The sequence below is a fragment of the Amycolatopsis sp. CA-230715 genome, from assembly GCF_018736145.1.
GTDB lineage: Bacteria > Actinomycetota > Actinomycetes > Mycobacteriales > Pseudonocardiaceae > Amycolatopsis.
The window spans coordinates 5,228,164-5,246,836 of the sequence record NZ_CP059997.1; the positions used below are offsets into that span (position 1 = coordinate 5,228,164).

An 18,673-nucleotide genomic window follows, 5' to 3' on the forward strand; every position below is an offset into this window, starting at 1 on the left:
CCGTGAACATCTTCGAGACCCTCGAATCCGAGGTTCGCAGTTACAGCAGGGGCTGGCCGGTCGTGTTCGACCGCGCGAAGGGCAGTTACCTCTACGACGAGGACGGCCGGGAATACCTCGACTTCTTCGCCGGCGCGGGCGCGCTGAACTACGGGCACAACAACCCGGCGCTGAAGCAGGCGCTCATCGACTACATCTCGCGAGACGGCGTCACGCACGCGCTGGACATGTTCACCGTGGCCAAGCGCGACTTCCTGCAGACCCTCGACGACAAGATCCTCAAGCCGCGCGATCTCGAGTACAAGGTCGTGTTCCCCGGCCCCGGCGGCGCCAACGCGGTCGAGGCCGCGCTCAAGCTGGCGAGGAAGGTGACCGGCAAGGAGTCGGTCATCAACTTCACGAACGCCTTCCACGGGATGACGCTCGGCGCGCTCTCGGTGACCGGCAACTCGATGAAGCGCGGCGGCGCGGGCATCCCGCTCGTGCACGCCACCCCGATGCCGTACGACAAGTACTTCGACGGCCAGTTCCCGGACTTCTTCTACTTCGAGAAGCTGCTGGAGGACTCGGGCAGCGGGCTGAACGAGCCCGCCGCGGTGATCGTCGAAGGCGTGCAGGGCGAAGGCGGCATCAACGCCGCCCGCATCGACTGGCTCAAGGGCCTGTCGGACCTGTGCGAGCGGCACGACATCCTGCTGATCCTGGACGACGTGCAGATGGGCTGCGGCCGCACCGGGCCGTTCTTCAGCTTCGAGGAAGCCGGGATCAAGCCCGACATCGTGTGCCTGTCGAAGTCGATCGGCGGGTACGGCCTGCCGATGGCGATCACGCTCATCCGGCCCGATCTCGACGTGTGGGAGCCGGGCGAGCACAACGGCACGTTCCGCGGCATCAGCCCGGCGTTCGTGACCGCCGCCGAGGCGCTGCGCGTGTACTGGAGCGACGACGAGCTCGAGAAGTCGACGAAGGCGAAGGGCGAGCGCATCGCCGACGCGTTCAAGGGCATCGTCGAGGCCTACCCGGAGGCGAACCTGCTCGCGAAGGGACGGGGTCTTGCGCGCGGGCTCGAGTTCGCCGATGGTGATCTTGCCGGGAAGGTCTGCGCCGCCGCCTTCGAACGCGGGCTGCTGATGGAGACCTCCGGTCCCGACGGAGAGGTGATGAAGCTGCTGCCGCCGCTGACCCTGAGCGACGAGGAGCTGGGCAAGGGCCTCGACATCATCTCCGAGTCGATCAAGACCGTGCTGCACAAGTAGCACCTGAAAAACGCGAAAGAGGAGTACCGAGTTGATCGTCCGCACACTCGACGAGATCACCGACACCGACGCTGACATCAAGACCGAAAACTGGCGCTCGAAGCGCATTGTTCTCGCCAAGGAAAAAGTCGGTTTCTCGGTGCACGAGACGACCCTCTACGCGGGCACGGTCAACGATTTCTGGTACGCGAACCACATTGAAGCGGTGTTTGTGACGCAGGGCGAAGGGGAAATCGAGGACAAGGCGACCGGCGAGGTGCACCAGCTGCGTCCCGGTTCCCTGTACCTGCTGAACAACCACGACAAGCACCAGGTGCGCCCGAAGACCGAGATGAAGACGGTGTGCGTCTTCAACCCGCCGGTGACCGGCAGGGAGGTGCACGACGAAAACGGCGTGTACCCGCTCGTGGTCGAAGAGGACTGAGCCACCCGGAACTGACTGCCGACACCACGGTATCCCGCCGACGAATGGGGCGAAAAAAACCGAAGGAAAGCTGAGGAGGCGAAAATCTTGACGCTCATGGACACGCGCGTCGAGGACAGTTATCCGACCCGGATCACCGGTGAGCCGGTGGCATTCGACCGGCCGGATCCGACGGTGTGGGGGGCCGAGTCCGACGGCCCCATCGACGCCGCCACCCTCGCGTCGCACGACGCGAGGGGTTTCCACGTCATCGAGGGCCTGCTGTCCCCTGCCGAGGTGCAGGCGTACTGGCAGGACCTCGTGCGGCTGTCTTCGGACGAGGCGCTGAAGGCCGACGAACGGGTGATAACCGAGAAGGCGTCGGGCGAGGTGCGGTCCATTTTCGACATGCACAAGATCAGCTCGCTGATCGCGGAACTGGTGCGCGACCCGAGGATCCTCGATCGGGCGAAGCAGATCCTCGGCTCCGAGGTCTACCTCCACCAGAGCCGGGTCAACTACATGCCGGGCTTCAAGGGTGCCGGGTTCTACTGGCACTCCGACTTCGAAACCTGGCACGCGGAGGACGGCATGCCGAAGCCGAGGGCGGTGAGCTGCTCGATCGCGCTGACCGACAACTACCCGTTCAACGGCGGGCTGATGGTGATGCCCGGTTCCCAGCGGACCTTCGTGCCGTGCGTCGGCAAGACCCCGGAGGAGAACTACAAGAGCTCCCTCAAGGAGCAGGAGTTCGGCGTGCCGAACCGGAACGAGGTGACGAAGCTGGCCGCGGAGTGCGGTATCGAGCAGTTCACCGGTCCGGCGGGTTCCGCGCTCTGGTTCGACTCGAACATCATGCACGGGTCCGGCAACAACATCACGCCGTACCCGAGGTCGAACATCTTCCTGGTGTTCAACAGTGTCGAGAACACGCTCGGCGACCCGTACGGCGCGGCCGCGCCACGCCCGGAGTTCATCGCCTCCCGTGACTTCACGCCGGTGGTGCGCTGACTTCTCCGACATGCGGCGGGGGCCTCGGGGCACGGGGCTCCCGCCGTAATTTTTTCGCCAGGGTGGTTGTGATCGACCGGGCGCGTGCTGTTACCTTGTCGGCACCGCTTCGGAGGTACGAGGTGCTGGAGTGGTGAGATGTTGCCGGTGTGACGGTGTGTCCCTCTTGCTCGGGGTGAGCCCACCGAAGGACTGGTAGCGATGTCCGGCGCTGGAGCTTCGGGTTCTCCGGTGCCGCGTCGCCGCACCGAGTACGGCCCCGCACCATCAGATCGGGACTGATGATGCGGGGCCGTACTCGTTCCACGGCAAGGGTTTCAGGGCTGGGACAGCTCTCCGGCCGCGGCCATCAGCGCCAGCGCCATCCGCTCGCGCTCGCCGCGCGCCAGCGCCGGGTGCAGCGGCCCGATCTGCAGTTCGTGCGTCGCGGCCCCGCCCGCGAACACCGGCGCCGCGAGATAGCTGACCGGCAGCGGGCGATCGGTTTCCAGTTCGTCCGTGCGGTAGGCGTTGCCCACCAGCCTGCTCAGTTCGGTCAGTGCGCGGCGGCGGAGGTGGTGGCGCGTCGGATGATCCGCGAGCGCGTCGACCACGTCCGCGAGAACGCCGAGCAGATCGGCCGCGCTGTCGTCGAGCCGCCACACCGTGATCGCGCGCCCGGCCAGCGCCGCGAGCATCTCGCGGAACCCTTCGCGCTCGTGTTCGTCGGCGTCGTCGAGCCATGCCCGCTGCTCGCGCGCGTCGCGCCAGGCCATCACCGTGGCACCCGTCGGCGGCAGCAGCGGGATCCGCGTGCCGACCGCGAGGCCGCCGGGGAGCCTGCCGGAGACGCTTTCGGACACCGCGACGAAGGTCATCCGGTGCGGCTCGACGAGGCTCAGCGAGGCACCGCACCGCACTTCGTCGGCGAGCGCGGCGACCCGGTCCGCGGCGCCGCGTGGCAGGGGGAGCGCGGCGCGGACGGCCTCGGTGACGCCGAGCAAACCCGGCCCCAGCACGTACGAGCGGTCCGCGCGGCGGCGTGCCCACCCGGTGCGTTCGAGTTCGGCGAGCACCGAGGTGACGGTGGCGCGGTTCAGTTCGAGGCTCGCCGTCACCTCGGCGACCGAGCAGCCGTCGGGGCGGGCGGCGAGCAGTTCGACGACCGACACGACGCGCGACGTCGGCGGTGAACCACTCACAGCTCGAACCTCTTGTGCTTCCCGCCCGCCTGCGCATAGTGTCGCGGGCATCGAATAATCGTAAGAATAGCGACGAATATTCGTCATCACCAGTGATCGTCTTGGAGCAGGGGCCGGCATGACGCTGGGAGAGTTGGATGTCGAAGGAGTCGATTTCGCGTCCGGGAACATCCCGAACGCCCATCGCCTGCTTGCCACGTTACGCCGGCGCAAGCCCTACGCGGTGGTCCCGTTCGGCGGTGGCCGCGCGATCGTCCTGCTGACGCACGAGCTGGTGACCGCCGCGTTCAAGGACGAGGAAACGTTCCCCGCCGCCGCGGCGCACCCGCCGTCGGGGCCGGTGCTCGGCCACACCGTGCAGTGCATGGCCGGTGCGGCGCACCGGATCCACGAGCGGCTGGCCACCCCCGCCTTCCACGACGGGCTGGTCGGCGGGTACGGGAGCGCGCTGTTCGAACCCGTCGCGCACGAGCTCGTCGACCGGTTCTCCCGGCACGAGGTCGATCTCGTCGTCGAGTTCACCGAGCAGTACCCGGTGCTGGTCGTGGCCAGGATGCTGGGCCTGCCGCTCGCCGACGAATCGGTCCTCTGGCGCTGGATGCACGATTTGTACTACTACCCGGTCGAACCCGACGGCGCGGCGCGCGCGTCCGACGAGTTCGGCGCCTACCTGCGCGAGATCATCCGGCGCCGCCGCGAACATCCCGGCGACGACCTGATTTCGACGCTGCTCACCGTGGACGGGTACAGCGACGAATCCGTGCTCGCGTTCGCGCGCCTGCTGTTCCCCGCCGCGGCCGACACCGTGATGCTGTCGCTCGGCAACATTCTTGCCGCGCTGCTGACCCACCCGGCCCAGCTCGCGAAGGTGCGCCGCCACCCCAAGACCGAGCTGTCCTGGGCGGTGCAGGAAGCGCTGCGGTGGGAGCCGCCGGTCGGCATGCTGCCGAGGCTCTGCACGCGCGGCACCGAATGGCACGGCATCACGATTCCGCCTGCCACACCGGTGATCTTCGCGATCACCGCGGCCAACCGCGACCCCGCGGTCTACCCCGATCCGGACGTCTACGACCTCGACCGGCGCGCGATGGCGACGCTCGCCTTCGGCGACGGCGCGCACACCTGCCTCGGCGCGCGGTTCGCGCTCGCGGAGCTGACCGCCGGGCTGAAGGTGCTCGTCGAACGGCTGCCCGACATGCGGCTCGCACCGGGCGCGGACGCACGGGTCGGCAGCAGGATGACCCCGGTCCTCCGCGGCCCCTCCAGCCTCCCGGTCCTCCTCGGCCGCTAGAGACTGTTTCGAAGTGCTTTGCGTGGCGGTGCCGGTAGCGGAACCTCAGGCGGCCCCTCACTCCGGGATCTCCCCCTCATGACCGCCAGGTCACCACGGTGGAGCTGTCCTCGCGAGGAACCACCTGAGAACCCGCGCCGGTGCAAGGTGACGGCCCACTCAAGTGGCTCCGCCACTTCGATACAGGCGCTAGCGAACCGTTTCGACGTATAGCGGCACACGAATCGGTGCCGCCCAGATCCTCCACTTCGGGCCGACTCCCGGGTAGGTTGGATCCCGGTCGAAGTGCAGTTAGCGGGCTAAACGCGCTCGTGGAACCGGGAGGGATGGTTGGCCGAGGCAGACCTGCGTTTCCGGGTTCTCGGTCCCGTCCAGCTGGTGGCAGGCGGGCAGCCGGTGCCGATCGGCGGGCCCGGCGTGCGGGGCCTGCTCGCGATGCTGGCGCTCGAGGCGAACCGGATCGTCGCGCTGGACCGCATCATCGACGCGCTGTGGGACCACGATCCGCCGGCCACCGCGCGGACCATCGTGCACGGCAACGTTTCCGCGCTGCGCCGCACGCTCCGTTCGGTGCAGGGCCCCGACGGCGAGATCAGGATCGACACCGCGACACCGGGCTACCGGCTCGTCGCCAGCCCGGAGCGCATCGACGTGTACCGGGCCCGCAGGCTGCTCGAAGCCGCGCGGGGCCGCGCGCCGGGCGAGAGGGTCGCGCTGCTCTCCGAAGCCAGCGCGCTGTGGGAAGGTCCGTCGCTCGTGGGCGTCCCGGACGGACTGCGCGCGCCGGAGCTGGCCGACCTGCGCCTCGCGGTGCGCGGCGAGCTGATGGACGCCCAGCTGGCGCTCGGCAAGTACACCGACGTGATCACCGAACTCAGCCAGGTGGTCAGGGACGATCCCCTCGCCGAGCGCTCGGTCGGCCAGCTGATGCGCGCGCTGTACTTCACCGGGCGCCGGGCGGACGCGCTGCAGGCCTACCGGCGCACGGCGCGTTTCGCGGTCGAAACGCTGGGCATCGGGCCCGGCCCCGAACTGCACGATCTGCACGACCGGATCCTCAACGACGAGCTGGTGCCGTCCACCGAGCTCAGCACCCGGCGCGCGGCGCCGAGGGCGGGCGCTCCGGCGCAGCTCCCGTCGACGGTCCCGGTGCTGGTCGGGCGGACGGCCGAGCTGGGCTGGCTCGACGAGCAGCTCGCGCGCTCCGGCGAGGGCGGTGGCGCGGTCGCCGTCGTCACCGGGACGGCGGGGATCGGCAAGAGCGCGCTCGTGGTGTCGTGGGCGCACCGCGTCTCGCCGCGCTTTCCCGACGGCGTGCTGTTCGCGGCGCTGCGCGGGTTTTCCTCGGAGGACTCCCCGCTCCGGCCGCACGCGGCGCTCGCGCAGTTCCTCCGCGGGCTCGGTGTCGCGCCCGCCGAGATACCCGAGCCGATCGAGGAGCGGATCGCGCTCTACCGCTCGCTGCTCGCTGAGCGCACCGTGCTCGTCGTGCTCGACGACGCACGCGACACCGAACAGGTGCGCCCGCTGCTGCCCCCCGGCTCGCGCTCGATGGCCGTGGTCACCAGCAGGTCCAGATTGGACGGTCTCGCGGTCTCGCACGTGGCGCGGGCGCGCGTGCTCGGCACCCTGCCCTCGAACGACGCGGTGCAGGTGATCGAGGAGCTGTCCGGCCCCGGAGACTACGACCTCAACCGCGCGCTGGCGAACCTGTGCGGCCACCTCCCGCTCGCGCTGCGGGTCGCCGGGGCCCGGCTCGCCGCGAGTCCACAGTGGACGGTTTCGGACCTGGTCGGCGAGCTGTCCAACGAGCGGACCAGGCTGGCCGGGTTCGACTTCGGCACGGAAACCAGCGTGCGCGCGGCGTTCGACGCCTCGTACCGCGAGCTGGCGCCCGCGGTGGCCGCGACCGCGCGCGTGCTGGGCACCGTCGTCGGCGACTCGGTTTCGCCGCAGCTGACCGCGTTGCTTGGCGAGCTGACCAGTACCGAAGCGCGCCGCCACCTGCGCGCGCTCGCGGCGCACCACCTGATCACCGAAACCAGCAAGGACGTGTTCGCCCCGCACGACGACCTGGTCCGCCTGTACCTCCGCGAACTCGGCGAGAACGCCTTCGGCGAACAGGAGCGCGCCGAACTGCTGTCCAGGACGACCACCTACTACCTCGCGGTGGCGGACCGGGCCCGCCGCAGGCTCCGGCCGGTGACCTTCCCCGCCGATTTCACCGCGCTGCTCGGCGACGAGGAGGTGCCGCCGTTGGACTCGGTCGACGCCGCGCTCGACTGGTTCGCCACGAACTGGCCCAACCTGCTCGCGATGCTCGAAGCGGTACCGCCGGACCAGGCATGGCAGCTCGCCGCGGTGATGCACGACTACCGCGTCGTGCGCCCGCTGCGCGGCGAGTGGCGGCGGCTGGTCGACCTGGGTATGAAGGCGGCCGTCGCGGCGGGCAGCGAGACCGGTCGCGGCCGCATGCTGGTCGCGAAATGCGCGCTGGCGCTCACTTTCGAACGACCGGAGGGCAGTCTCCCCGACGCCGAAGAGGCGATGGCGATCGCGCGGCGGACCGGTGACGAATCGCTGTGGCGCGTCGCCGAAATCCACGCCTGCGCGGCGTTGATCATGACCAAGAAGGCCGACGAAGCGCTCATGCGGCTGCGCCCGCTCGTCGACGCCACCGTGCAGAAGGGCGAGCTGGCGCTGCAGGTGCGCGCGCGGACCGCGCTGGCCTACGGCGAGAAGTACCGCGCGAACTACGACGAAGCCATCAACCAGCAGCTCGCGTCGCTGCGGATCGACCGCGAGTTCGGCGACGACGCGCACGCCGCCGTCTCGCTCGACAACCTCGCCGGGCTCCACCTCGCGGCGCGGCGCTACCCCGAGGCGGAGCGGTACGCGCGCGAGGCGATCGGGGTGTCGGTGAGTCGCGGTTTCGTGCTGCGCGAAGGCGTCACGCGTGCGACCCTGGCAAGGATCCTCCGCGCGGTCGGCGACAGTGCCGGCGCGCGCGAACAGTTCACGCTGTCGGTGGAGCTTCGCGAACGCGCGAACACGCCGGGGCAGGTCACGACCCGCGCCGAGCCGCTCAGCGGCGGCTCTTAGCGGATTCTTAGCGACATTGGGCCGAGTGGCCGTAGGGTTCTGCGACAACGCCGACCTGGCTCGGCCGGGGAGGTCCGAGCCTTGGTCGGCGTTGCCAGATTCGGGCCGCTCACTGGTCGAAGAGGCTCACTTCGCGCGTGATCTCCAGCAGTTCGTGCACCGGACGCCCGCGCCTTCCGTCGATCGTCGTGGTCCGGACCACCCGCAGCCTCGCGGTCACCGGGCGGTCCAGGTTCTCCTTGATCTCGTCCAGCAGGTCCGGGGCGACCGCGCCCTGGATGGTGCCGCCGCTCTCCCGCTCCAAGTAAAAGATCCGGCGGCGCGTGCGCACCCCGTCGAGCCTGCCGGAGACGGTTTCGTACCCGATCTCCTCGCGCGATTCGCGCAGGCTCGAATGCAGCACCTTGGCCTGGTCCGAGGTCAGGCTCCGGACCACCTCGTCGCCCGCGGTCGGGGTGAGCTGCAGCCCGATGCCGGCGTTCTTCGTCACCGCGTTCACGACGTCGCTCACCGCGTTGCGGACGGTGTCGCGCTGCAGCAGGACCGCGTCGAGCGCGCCGTCGTCGGAACCGTTCGCGGGCAGAAAGTCGCATAGCTCCTTCACCGCGCGTTCGGACAGCGTCTCGATCCCGTCGTGGATGAGCGCGTCCGCGGGCTCCGGTTCCGGGAAGCCGAAGAAGATCGTGTTGCCCGCCTGGCCGCGCTGGATCAGCGGCGCCTTGTCCCGGTCGGCCGGCTGGACGATGGTGACCTCGCCGGACGGGTTGCGGATGATGTGCCCGATCTTCGCGGTCGCGTCCTGCAGCGCCCTGCCGATGTCGGAGAACGTGTACGCGTCGGCCTGCGTGGACCCCAGCATCGACACCTTCAGCAGCGGCGAGCGCGAGGTGCGTTCGAACTTGGCGTGCGCGGCCATCGCCGAGGCGCGCGCCAGGTCGTCGAGCCACGTGCCGCCAGGGATGTCCTCGGCGATTTGACGGAACGTGTTCACCGCTGCTTCTCTCCGCTCACCACGTCAGTTCCGGGAAACCCTGGCCGAGGCTCGACCACGCCGCTTCCCAGGTCTCCTCGTCGCTCGGGAAGGCGAGGAAACCGTCGAGCAGGCCACCGACCGGCTGCACCTGGTTCAGGTACATCACGGGCTGCCCGATGATCACCCCGCGCAGCGTCAGCAGGCCGTAGAGCGCCTCGCGCGCCGGGCCCTGCAAGCGTTTCAGCGTTCCCCAGTCCTCGGGGATGAGCACCACGTCGAGGCCGCCGGGCACGATGTCCGTGCGCGCGATGAACTCCCCGCCGACCCACGCCCGCCCGGCCGGGATGACCTTCGAGACCACGCCGAGGTAGCTGTTGAGCGCGCTGAACAGGATCTCGCGCTCGTTCTGGTGCGGTGCGTCGAAAACGAGCCGCTCGTAGATGTCGGCGAGGTCCGCGGGATGCCGTCCCGGTGGCAGGAAGTTCGTCGGCAACCAGGGAGGGAGTGGCACGTCCGCCCCCTTCCGGCCCGGTGTCACTGTCGGTCGTCGAACTTATCAGCGGCCCCGGCCGGGCTTGGCAGGTGGCCAGTCGTCCTCACCCGGCCACGCCGGCGCGCCGGATTCGCGTGGCCAGTTCTCGTGCGGGGCGTTCTCGAATCCGGGAAGCGTGCCTTCGCGACGGCCGGGATCCGGTTCGTCGGGGTCTTCCGGCCACTTCGACGGCTCGTGCGCCGCGAGGAAATGGTCCGCCTCTTGGTCGTAGGGCACGTCGCGCGGATCGTGCTCGTCGTCCGCGGCGGGCAGCGAGGAAACGTGCCTGGTGTCCTCCTGCTCGGCCGCGCGCCGTTCGCGCTTGCGGTTGGCGGCGTTGATCAGGAGCCCGGCCACGAGCGCTCCCAACGCGAACGCGATCAGCAGCCACAGCCAGATCTGGCCGAACAGCCACAGCATGATGCCCCACCTCGTCCCGGTCAGCGCACGCGGATTTCGACCCTGCGGTCGTCACCCTTCGTACTCGGCTTGCTGTCCCCGAACCCCTTCGCGACGAGCTTGTCCGCGGGGATTCCGGCCTCGGTAAGCACTTTCCTGACGGCTTCCGCGCGGTCCTTCGACAACTCGCGCGCCGCGTTCTTCCCGCCAGGCCCCTTCGCGACGTGGCCGTCGATTTCGAGCCGGGCGTCCGACGGCGCGTTCGCGGCCAGCTCGGCGATCCGCTTCGCGGAGCGCTCGCCTTCTCCGGTCAGTTCCGCGGTGTCCGGCTCGAACGTGATCGGGTCTCGGGCGAGCGCGTCGTCGATCTGGGCCTGCAGGGCCTGCCTGGTCAGGCGCGGCTCGGGCGGCCCGCCGCTCGGGGGCGGTGCGGGCGGCGGCGCGGTGCTCGGTGCGGCGGGCGCGCTCGGGGGCGCGGCGGGCGCGACGTCCTCCGCCGACGCGGTCCGCACGCCGTCCACGTCGCGTACCGTCTCCACGGCCCGCTCGGCGGTGTCCGCGCCGAATCCGTGCAGCTTCGCGTCACGACCTTCGAAGATGACCGATCCGCCGCCGAGGCCAGCCGACGCGAGCGCGGCCTCGGAACGGGAACTGAGATCGGCTTCGATCCCGTCCGCGCGCTGCCAGGTCGCGAGCAGCGCGAGTGCGCCGCTCACCAGCAGTGCGAGCGGCACCAGCCACGCCAGTCGAGCAGCCGACATGAAGCGACTGTAAGCCGGTGCGGCTCAACTCGCGACCGAAGCCGATCTCGCGTACTAGCAGGTCAGCTGGCCGTGGCCGGATCCGTGAGGCGATCGGGGGCCGGGAGTGCCTGCTGGACCGGCGGAACGACCGGTTCGCTCGCGAACGGGGCCAGTTCCGGGCGCTTCGGCGCGAGACCGTCGCCCATCGACTCGCCGCGGAGCTGGCGCTTGATCCAGGGCAGCAGGTGTGTCTTCGTCCAGGTGAGGTCCGAGCGACGCGAGTCCATCCACGTCGACGGGGCCAGCTCGCCCCACGGCTCGCGCCAGTCGCCGTCCACCGGGATGTCGAGCGCCTCGGCGGTCCGCAGGGCGATCCTGCGGTGCGCCTCGGGGGTGAAGTGCAGGCGGTCGTCGCTCCAGGCTCGGCGGTCGTGCAGCGGCTGCATGGCCCACAGGTCCACCATGCGCGCGCCGTGCCGGTCCGCGATCGCCCACAGGTGGGCGTTGTAGATGCCGACCTTCCCGCGCAGCATGTGCATCACCGACAGCGTCTTGGTGTCCGGCCCGTTGAAGATGACCACGGTGATCCCGGCCGCGCGCAGCGCCGCCACCCCGGCCTCGAACTGGGCGGCGACCGCGTCCACGTCGGCGCCGGGCACGATGATGTCGTTCCCGCCAGCGCACAGCGTGACCAGGTCGGGCTTGATCTCGAGCGCGATCGGCACCTGCTCGGCCATGATCTCGGCCAGCATCTTGCCGCGCAGCGCGAGGTTGGCGTACTGGAACCCCGGGTGCCCGTCCGCGAGCAGCTCCGCCAGCCGGTCGGCCCAGCCGCGGAAGCTGCCGTCCGGAAGCTCGTCGTTCAGTCCTTCGGTGAAGCTGTCACCGATCGCCACGTAGCTGTCGAAGCCGTACACCCGCTGTCCCCTTTCCCACTTCGCCCCTGGACCCCACGTCCCCTGATCAACACCCGAGCATCCTCCGGTAGTCCCGACCTACGCCACCGTCGGTTTCCTCGGAAGTCATAGTTTCTTACCTTGTCGGCCACGAGCGCACGCGCATTACCCCTATTTCACTTCGGATGTGCGTTCCGATGTGGTGTTCGTCTCCCCGGACGTCGCCGACGGCGCCCCGTTCGGGCAGTCTGGGGAACGTGAACGACACGCCTTCCCGTGAATCCCTGGCGAGTGTGCTCGGCGGGCGCAAGGGCGCCGTCGACGCGAGCCTGCCCCCGGTCGGGTTCGTCGTCGGCTGGCTCGCCGCGGGCCAGTCGATCGCGTGGGGCGCGTGGGCGGCGATCGGGGTGGCGGTGGTGGTCGGCGCGATCAGACTGGCGCGCGGCGACCGGGCCCGCGCCGTGGTGGTGAGCCTCGCCGCGGTGATCGCCGCCGCGCTGATCGCGTTGCACACCGGGCGCGCGCAGGACTTCTTCCTGATCCAGGTTCTGTCCAATGTGGCCAGTGCGCTGCTGTGGGCGGCGAGCGCGGCGATCCGGTGGCCGCTGCTGGGTGTCGTGGTGGGACTGCTGCTCGGCCAGAAGACCCGGTGGCGCAAGGATCCCGCGCTGCTGCGCGCGTATTCGATCGCGACGCTCGTGTGGTCGTGCCAGTACGTGCTGCGCGTGCTCGTGTACGTGCCGTTGTGGTGGACGGGGCAGCTCGTCGCGCTCGGCGTGGCGCGGACCGTGCTCACCTGGCCGCTGCAGGCGCTGACCATCGCGGTGAGCGGGTGGGTGCTCTACAAGGTGCTGCCCGCCGAGCACCCCGGCCTGCGGCTGGCCGCACCCGAGCCGGAGCCCGGAAAAGGGCAATGAGATGGCCCCCGGCGAGGGGGGAGGTCCGGGGGCCGGTTACCACGGTACGCCCCGAACGGCGGTTCAGCCGAGTTTTCGCGAATCCCGTCGTGCCGTGTTCGTTCCGGTATCGATCCTGTCCGGGTTTCCCCACGCCCTCGCCGCGGCGAGGCGTGCCGCGCCGAGCACCCCGTCGGAACTGCTCAGCACCTCGTGGGTGGCGAGCCGTTCCCGCACCAGCGCGCCAACCGGGCTGTCGGTGCCGAGCACGCTGCCGACCAGCACGATCGGCGTCCGCTCGCCGGTGTCCCTGGTCGCCAGCGCGTTTTCCGCGAGGAGGTCCGCTGCCGCTTCGACGATCGCGCGCGACGGCTCGTCGAGGATTTCGCTCACCAGCGGGGCGAAGCGCGCCAGCCGGATCGGCGGCTCGCCGTTGACGGCGGTGATGAGCCGCCGCGACACCGCGAGCCGTTCGTCCTCTCCGGTCAGTTCGCGCACGCCGATCGCTTCGGCGAGCACCGCGGCGGGCAGCCCGTCGAGGGGTTTGCCCTTGCCCAGCGCGGAGAGCGTCGCGCGCACCGCTTCGCGGCCGATCCAGTACGCCGAGCCTTCGTCGCCGAGCAGCCAGCCGTAACCGCCCGAAGTGGACACCAGCCGCCGGTCCCTGATCCGGCAGGCGATCGATCCCGTGCCGGCGACGAGCACTGTGCCGTCGGGGGAAACCGTCGCCGAGGCGAACGCGGCCTCGGCGTCGGTCACCGCGTGCACCTCGCCGCCGAGCCCGAGCGCCGCCCACGACCGTTCGAACACGTCCGCGATCGCCGGATCGCTGAGCTTGCTCACCCCGGCCATGCCGACCACGCAGGCGTCCGTCCGAAGTGGATCAAGTGAGCCGAGCGCGAGCGAGATCGCTTCGGCGATGCGCGCGGCCGCTTCGGACGGCGGGTGCGAATTGGGGTTCGCGCCACCGGCACGGCCTGCACCGAGCACGGTTCCCTCGGCGTCGATCGCGATCGCGCGCGTCGAGGTACCGCCCGCGTCCACTCCGACGACGTGGCTCACCTGGTCTTGGTTTCCTTCTTCAGCCCGCGCGGGCGGTCCGGGTCGCCGCCGCGCGCGAGCGAGAGCCCGAGCGCGAGCCGTTGCACCGGCAGCACTTCGAGTACCGGAGCGAGTTCCTCGGCCACCACGGGAACCGGGATCCGCAGCGCGGCGGGGACATCGTCCGAAGAGGACCCGACGGCGAGTACGTCGGCCCCGCGGTCGGCGACCGCGTCGAGCACGTCGTGCATCGCCGAGCCACCGCGCCCGGCGCCGGTGATCGCGAGCACCGCGGTGTCGCCGTCGATCGCGGCGACCGGGCCGTGCAGGAGGTCCGCGCCGCTGTAGGCGCGCGCGGCGAGATAGCTGGTTTCCGCGAGCTTGAGCGACGATTCGAGCGCGGTGGCGTAGGAGTAGCCGCGACCGGTGGTGATCACCCTGTCGACGAAGCGGTAGCGGTCCGTCGCGCGACGCACGCCTTCCTCCGCCTCGCGCAGCGTCCGCTCCGCCAGCTCGCCGATGTTCGCCGCGTCCGCGCCGGTGCCGCCGCGGACGGCGTCGATCAGCAGGTAGAGCGCCATCAGCGTGGCCGAGTAGGTCTTCGTCGCGGCGACCGCGTTCTCCTTGCCCGCGCCGATGTCGACGGCGAGCTCGGCGGCGCTGTGCAGCGGCGAGGACGGGGTGTTGCTGACCGAGACGGTGAGCGCGCCCTGCTTGCGCGCGGCCTCGGTGACCTCGATGAGATCGGGCGAGCCGCCGCTCTGGCTCACCGAGACGAGGAGGACGTCCCGCAGGTCGGGCCGCGCGCCGTAGAGGGTGACGGTGGACGGTGAGACGAGTCCGGCTGGCAGCCCGAGCAGCACCTCGATCAGGTACTTGGCGTAGAGCGCGGCGTGGTCGCTGCTGCCGCGCGCGGCGAGCAGCGCGAATCGCGGCGGGCGCTCGGCGATGGCGGAGGCGACCGCGGCGATGTCCGCGCGGCGCTCGAGAAGGCCGGCCAGCACGGCGGGCTGCTCGGCGATCTCGGCGGCCATGAACTCGCCAGGACGTACTTCGCTCTCGGTCATGCTCTCCTCTTTCGGCGGTGTCCGCCCGGCCCCCGGCCCGGCAAGGTCTAGACCAATGCTAACCCGGGAGGGGGGTGGTACGGGAAGCCTAGCGTCGCGAGCGTCGCAGGCCGAGGGCTCCGCACCGCTCGTTTCGCACCGCACGAGTGACGCCCATGCCGACCAAAACCAGGCGGCGTGCGGCACACTGTCCCAGGAAACCGTCCGGGCGCCGGTGGCGTCCGCTGGTGGGAGAAAGAGCAGGGAGCGGGTCATGTTGGAGTCGACGACCGCCGGGGACCCCGGTGCGGCAACGGGTGCGCGCGGGCAGCGCGAGCCCAAGTACTGGGCGCTGAAGCAGCACCTGCTCGACCTGCTCGACGCGCTCCCTCCCGGTTCGCCGATCCCGACCGAGCGCACCCTGGCCACCGAGTTCACCGTGTCGCGCACGACCGTCCGCCAGGCGCTGCACGACCTGACCGCCGAGGGCAGGCTCCACCGGGTGCAGGGCAAAGGCACCTTCGCCGCCGAGCCGAAGCTCGCGCAGCGGCTGCAGCTTTCCTCCTACACCGAGGACATGCGCGCGCAAGGCCGCGAGCCGTCTTCGAAACTGCTCGAAATCGAAGAACTGGTGGCCGAGGCCGAACTGGCGAAGCTCCTCGGCATCCGCAACGGATCGAAGATCCTGCGCATGCGGCGGCTGCGGCTCGCCGACGCCGAGCCGATGGCGCTCGAAACCACGCACCTCCCGCTCGGCCGGTTTCGCGGGCTGCGCAAGCACATTTCGGCGGGCGGCTCGCTGTATTCGGTGCTGCGCGAGCACTACGGCGTCGAGATGGAACGCGCGGAGGAAACCATCGAGACCTCGCTCGCCGGGCCGCAGGAGGCGGAACTGCTCGGCGCCGACGTCGGCATGCCGATGCTGCTGCTGTCCCGGCACTCCTTCGCCGACGACGGCAAGCCGGTCGAGTTCGTCCGCTCGATCTACCGGGGCGACCGGTACAAGTTCATCACCACCCTGAACCGCCCGTAGCCGTTCTCCGGGTCCCCCTCCCCCCTGGCCGGAATCTTCGGGGCCGTCGAGCGCGTTTAGCCCGCTAAATGCAGGCAGGCGGCCCGGCGCGCGGAGGTGCGGCGGGTGGGGCGGCGCGGGGATACTGCCACCGGGAAGAGACGGGGGTGAGCCGATGACGGCACCGGCCGACGTGGTGCGCTGGGGCACGCCGGTGGCGCGCGGGGTGCTCGCCACGACCATCCTCGGGTCCGGCATGGCCATGCTCGACGGCACCATCGTCAACGTGGCGCTGCCGCGGATCGGCGCCGAGCTGCACGCCTCCGTCGCCGGTCTGCAGTGGATCCTCGACGGCTACCTGCTCTCGCTCGCCGCGCTCATCCTCATCGCGGGTTCGCTCGGCGACCGCTACGGCAGGCGGCGGCTGTTCGTGATCGGCGTGATCTGGTTCGGCGTCGCGTCCGTCCTGTGCGGTGCCGCGGTGTCGACGGGCATGCTCGTGGCCACCCGGATCCTGCAGGGCATCGGCGGCGCGCTGCTGACGCCCGGTTCCCTGGCGATCCTGCAGTCGGCGTTCGCCCGCGAGGACAGGGCGCGCGCGATCGGCGCGTGGTCCGGCCTCGGCGGGATCGCGGCCGCCGTCGGCCCGCTGCTCGGCGGGTTGCTCGTGCAGCTCGGCTCGTGGCGGCTGGCGTTCCTGATCAACCTGCCGCTCGCCGCCGTGTGCGTGTGGCTCGCGAAGAAGTACGTGCCCGAGTCGTGCGACGCCGAGACGAAGGGCAGGCCCGATTTCACGGCGTCGGCGGCGGGCGCGCTCGGGCTGGCCGGAATCACGTTCGCACTGGTCGAAGCGCCCGCACGCGGGGGCGGCGACCCGGTGGTGCTCGGCGCGGGGGTGCTCGGCGTGCTCGCGATGGCGGGGTTCGTGCGGATCCAGCTGCGCTCCGCCGACCCGCTTGTGCCGCCGTCGCTGTTCCGCGACCGCACCTTCACCCTCGCCAACGCGCTGACGCTGGTGGTCTACGCGGCGCTCGGCGGCGTGATGATGCTGATGGTCCTGCAGCTACAGGTTTCCCTCGGCTACAACCCGACCGCGGCGGGACTGGCCGGGCTGCCGATCACGATCATCATGCTGCTGCTGTCGAGCCGCTCGGGCGCGCTCGCGGCGCGGATCGGGCCGCGCGCGCAGCTCGTCACCGGCCCGTTCCTGATCGCGGCCGGAATGCTCCTGCTGATGCGCGTCGAGCCGGGCGCCTCCTACGTCGGCACGGTGCTTCCCGCTGTCGTCGTGTTCGGGCTCGGGCTCGCGACCGTCGTCGCACCGGTGACCGCGACGGTGCTCGCCGCAGCCCCCGACCACTTCGCCGGGGTCGCCTCCGGGGTCAACAACGCGATCGCGCGGACGGGCGGCCTGCTCGCCATCGCGGTGCTGCCCGCGGTGGCCGGGCTGAGCGGCGCCGCCTACTCCGACCCGGTGGCGCTGACCTCGAGCTGGCGGATCTCGCTCGTGGTGTGCGCGGCGCTCGCGGTCGCGGGCGGGCTCGTGGCGCTCGGCGTGCACAACAAGGTGCTCGCCTCGTCGGACGCGGATCCGCAACCGGAGGAAGCCGCACCGGAACCGGGGAAGTGCCTGCACTGCGGGGTCGACGGGCCGCCTACGCACGTCCGGTCGAAGCACCATTCGGCTGGCTGAGCCGATCCTGGTACAGCGCGAGCACGATCTGCGCGAGGTCGCCGGGATCGGCGAGGGTGAGCCCGGTGAGCTGTTCGATGCGCCGCAGCCGGTAGTCGAGGGTGTTCGCGTGGATGGTCAGCGCGGTGGCCGCGCGCCTGCGGTCGAGCTTGCAGCCGACGAAGGTTTCGAGCGTGCGGACCAGCTCCGGCGAACCCTGCCGTCCCGGTTTCCGGAGCGGGCCGAGCACGCGTTCGCGCAGGGTGTTCGCGAGCTGCGGGGAGCGGGCGAGCAGCTGGGCGGGAAGCAGGTCGGTGTCGTCGAGCACGCCGCGGTGGCCGAGCTTGAGCGCGGTCTGCACCCGGAGGCGAGCCAGCTCCAGCGCGCCGGGCAGGTCCTCGCGGGGCACCGGCTCGCTGAGCGTGGCGACGGCACCGGGCCGGGTGAGCCTGGCCGCGGTGACCTCCGTGGCCGCCACGCCGGAGATCCGGTCGGCCTCGGTGAGCGCGAGCAGGCCGAGCGCGCGCAGGTCGCGGGCCAGCCTGCCGTGCGTGCCCGGCGCCGACTCCGGGACCGAGATCGCGAACGCGCGGTAGGACTCGCACAGCCCGAACCCGGCGCGTTCGGCGCGGCGGTTCAGCTCGTCGGAGTCGGCCAGCGGGTCGAGGAGCGCTTCGAGCAGAGCGCGTGCGGTCGTCTCGCGCTCGGAGATGAGTTCGTCGCGTTCTTCGACGTAGGCGAGGGTGACCACGGTCGACACGGCGTCGATGTAGCCCATCACGCGGTCCGCGACGTGCAGCAGGACGTGCTGCTCCTCGTCACCGGCGGCCGCCTCGGTGAGCGCCGCCCAGACGACCCTGCCGCCGAGACGATAAGCCCGCAAAACGTCCTGGAGCGGCAGGCCGTCGCGGCCGCGCTGCTTCGCCGACAGCCGCATTTCCTCCAACTCGGCGCTGTTCGGCCCGCGGTCGTCGAGGATGCAGTGCCTCGCCACCTCCAGGTTGCGCCCGGTGATGGCGAGGACCTCGCCGTGCAGCAGCGTCGACGGCATCCGGGCGTAGCCGCGCACCGACGGCAGGAACTGATCGACGATCCGCAGCGCGATCCCCTCGAGGTCGACCCTGGCCACGATCTCGCCGATCAGTTCCCGCTCGCGTGACATCGACCCTCCTCGCAGGTTCGTGACAGTTCACAACCTGCTGGGGATAACGAGCGTGGC

General features: G+C 70.7%; 17 protein-coding genes. 8 read left to right on the forward strand and 9 right to left on the reverse strand.

Annotation, left to right across the window (positions count from 1 at the left end):
* Window positions 1–2 precede the first annotated feature (2 nt).
* The 3 genes from ectB (at window position 3) to thpD (ending at window position 2,670) form a co-directional block, all read left to right on the forward strand.
* Entirely contained in the window at window positions 3–1,256 is a 1,254-nt protein-coding gene (gene ectB, locus HUW46_RS25225) for a diaminobutyrate--2-oxoglutarate transaminase (protein ID WP_215541295.1), read from the forward strand.
* 31 nt (window positions 1,257–1,287) lie between these two features.
* The gene (locus HUW46_RS25230; RefSeq protein WP_215541296.1) at window positions 1,288–1,680 is read left to right on the forward strand and encodes an ectoine synthase; all 393 of its coding nucleotides are present in this window, start codon (window positions 1,288–1,290) and stop codon (window positions 1,678–1,680) included.
* 96 nt (window positions 1,681–1,776) lie between these two features.
* Window positions 1,777–2,670: an ectoine hydroxylase gene (thpD, locus tag HUW46_RS25235; RefSeq protein WP_442860850.1), complete on the forward strand. Its 894-nt coding sequence runs from the start codon at window positions 1,777–1,779 to the stop codon at window positions 2,668–2,670.
* A gap of 317 nt (window positions 2,671–2,987) precedes the next feature.
* On the opposite strand, the gene HUW46_RS25240 is transcribed toward thpD, so the two are convergent.
* Window positions 2,988–3,851 (reverse strand): helix-turn-helix domain-containing protein, encoded by an 864-nt coding sequence (locus tag HUW46_RS25240; RefSeq protein WP_215541298.1) that lies wholly within the window; start codon window positions 3,849–3,851, stop codon window positions 2,988–2,990.
* 118 nt (window positions 3,852–3,969) lie between these two features.
* Here HUW46_RS25240 and HUW46_RS25245 point away from each other — a divergent pair, with 118 nt between their 5' ends.
* Entirely contained in the window at window positions 3,970–5,142 is a 1,173-nt protein-coding gene (locus tag HUW46_RS25245; RefSeq protein ID WP_215541299.1) for a cytochrome P450, read from the forward strand.
* A gap of 330 nt (window positions 5,143–5,472) precedes the next feature.
* A complete protein-coding gene (locus tag HUW46_RS25250; RefSeq protein ID WP_254124896.1) occupies window positions 5,473–8,244 on the forward strand; it encodes an AfsR/SARP family transcriptional regulator in 2,772 nt (923 codons plus the stop codon).
* Between the two features lie 109 nt (window positions 8,245–8,353).
* Here the strand turns inward: HUW46_RS25250 and HUW46_RS25255 are convergent, their stop codons facing one another.
* From HUW46_RS25255 to HUW46_RS25275, 5 genes are all read right to left on the reverse strand, one after another.
* Window positions 8,354–9,235: a hypothetical protein gene (locus HUW46_RS25255; RefSeq protein WP_215541300.1), complete on the reverse strand. Its 882-nt coding sequence runs from the start codon at window positions 9,233–9,235 to the stop codon at window positions 8,354–8,356.
* A gap of 16 nt (window positions 9,236–9,251) precedes the next feature.
* Window positions 9,252–9,728, reverse strand: coding sequence for a DUF6932 family protein (locus tag HUW46_RS25260; protein ID WP_215541301.1), 477 nt, complete (start codon window positions 9,726–9,728; stop codon window positions 9,252–9,254).
* 45 nt (window positions 9,729–9,773) lie between these two features.
* On the reverse strand, window positions 9,774–10,169 hold the full coding sequence (locus tag HUW46_RS25265; RefSeq protein WP_215550532.1) for a LapA family protein: 396 nt from the start codon (window positions 10,167–10,169) through the stop codon (window positions 9,774–9,776).
* Window positions 10,170–10,189: 20 nt separating this feature from the next.
* A complete protein-coding gene (locus tag HUW46_RS25270) occupies window positions 10,190–10,909 on the reverse strand; it encodes an OmpA family protein (RefSeq protein WP_215541302.1) in 720 nt (239 codons plus the stop codon).
* Window positions 10,910–10,971: 62 nt separating this feature from the next.
* On the reverse strand, window positions 10,972–11,808 hold the full coding sequence (locus HUW46_RS25275) for an SGNH/GDSL hydrolase family protein (RefSeq protein ID WP_215541303.1): 837 nt from the start codon (window positions 11,806–11,808) through the stop codon (window positions 10,972–10,974).
* Window positions 11,809–12,044: 236 nt separating this feature from the next.
* Between HUW46_RS25275 and HUW46_RS25280 the strand changes: the two genes are divergently transcribed.
* Window positions 12,045–12,704, forward strand: coding sequence for a DUF3159 domain-containing protein (locus HUW46_RS25280; protein WP_215541304.1), 660 nt, complete (start codon window positions 12,045–12,047; stop codon window positions 12,702–12,704).
* Between the two features lie 63 nt (window positions 12,705–12,767).
* Here HUW46_RS25280 and HUW46_RS25285 read toward each other — a convergent pair whose 3' ends face one another.
* Window positions 12,768–13,745, reverse strand: coding sequence for an N-acetylglucosamine kinase (locus tag HUW46_RS25285; protein WP_215541305.1), 978 nt, complete (start codon window positions 13,743–13,745; stop codon window positions 12,768–12,770).
* Window positions 13,742–14,791, reverse strand: coding sequence for an SIS domain-containing protein (locus HUW46_RS25290; RefSeq protein WP_215541306.1), 1,050 nt, complete (start codon window positions 14,789–14,791; stop codon window positions 13,742–13,744). Before HUW46_RS25290 ends, HUW46_RS25285 begins: the two co-directional genes overlap by 4 nt.
* Window positions 14,792–15,044: 253 nt before the next feature.
* Here HUW46_RS25290 and HUW46_RS25295 point away from each other — a divergent pair, with 253 nt between their 5' ends.
* Window positions 15,045–15,803, forward strand: coding sequence for a GntR family transcriptional regulator (locus HUW46_RS25295; RefSeq protein ID WP_215541307.1), 759 nt, complete (start codon window positions 15,045–15,047; stop codon window positions 15,801–15,803).
* 154 nt (window positions 15,804–15,957) lie between these two features.
* Window positions 15,958–17,475, forward strand: coding sequence for an MFS transporter (locus tag HUW46_RS25300; RefSeq protein ID WP_215541308.1), 1,518 nt, complete (start codon window positions 15,958–15,960; stop codon window positions 17,473–17,475).
* On the opposite strand, the gene HUW46_RS25305 is transcribed toward HUW46_RS25300, so the two are convergent.
* Window positions 17,438–18,616, reverse strand: coding sequence for a PucR family transcriptional regulator (locus tag HUW46_RS25305; protein WP_215541309.1), 1,179 nt, complete (start codon window positions 18,614–18,616; stop codon window positions 17,438–17,440). The genes HUW46_RS25300 and HUW46_RS25305 overlap by 38 nt on opposite strands.
* Window positions 18,617–18,673 lie beyond the last annotated feature (57 nt).

What these genes read in the sequence shown, in the direction of transcription:
- HUW46_RS25265 (WP_215550532.1), bottom strand. Translation starts at nt 10,169, where the DNA reads ATGCTGTGGCTGTTCGGCCAGATCTGGCTGTGGCTGCTGATCGCGTTC.
- HUW46_RS25295 (WP_215541307.1), top strand. Translation starts at nt 15,045, where the DNA reads ATGTTGGAGTCGACGACCGCCGGGGACCCCGGTGCGGCAACGGGTGCG.
- HUW46_RS25300 (WP_215541308.1), top strand. Translation starts at nt 15,958, where the DNA reads ATGACGGCACCGGCCGACGTGGTGCGCTGGGGCACGCCGGTGGCGCGC.
- thpD (WP_442860850.1), top strand. Translation starts at nt 1,777, where the DNA reads ATGGACACGCGCGTCGAGGACAGTTATCCGACCCGGATCACCGGTGAG.
- HUW46_RS25305 (WP_215541309.1), bottom strand. Translation starts at nt 18,616, where the DNA reads ATGTCACGCGAGCGGGAACTGATCGGCGAGATCGTGGCCAGGGTCGAC.
- HUW46_RS25270 (WP_215541302.1), bottom strand. Translation starts at nt 10,909, where the DNA reads ATGTCGGCTGCTCGACTGGCGTGGCTGGTGCCGCTCGCACTGCTGGTG.
- HUW46_RS25290 (WP_215541306.1), bottom strand. Translation starts at nt 14,791, where the DNA reads ATGACCGAGAGCGAAGTACGTCCTGGCGAGTTCATGGCCGCCGAGATC.
- HUW46_RS25245 (WP_215541299.1), top strand. Translation starts at nt 3,970, where the DNA reads ATGACGCTGGGAGAGTTGGATGTCGAAGGAGTCGATTTCGCGTCCGGG.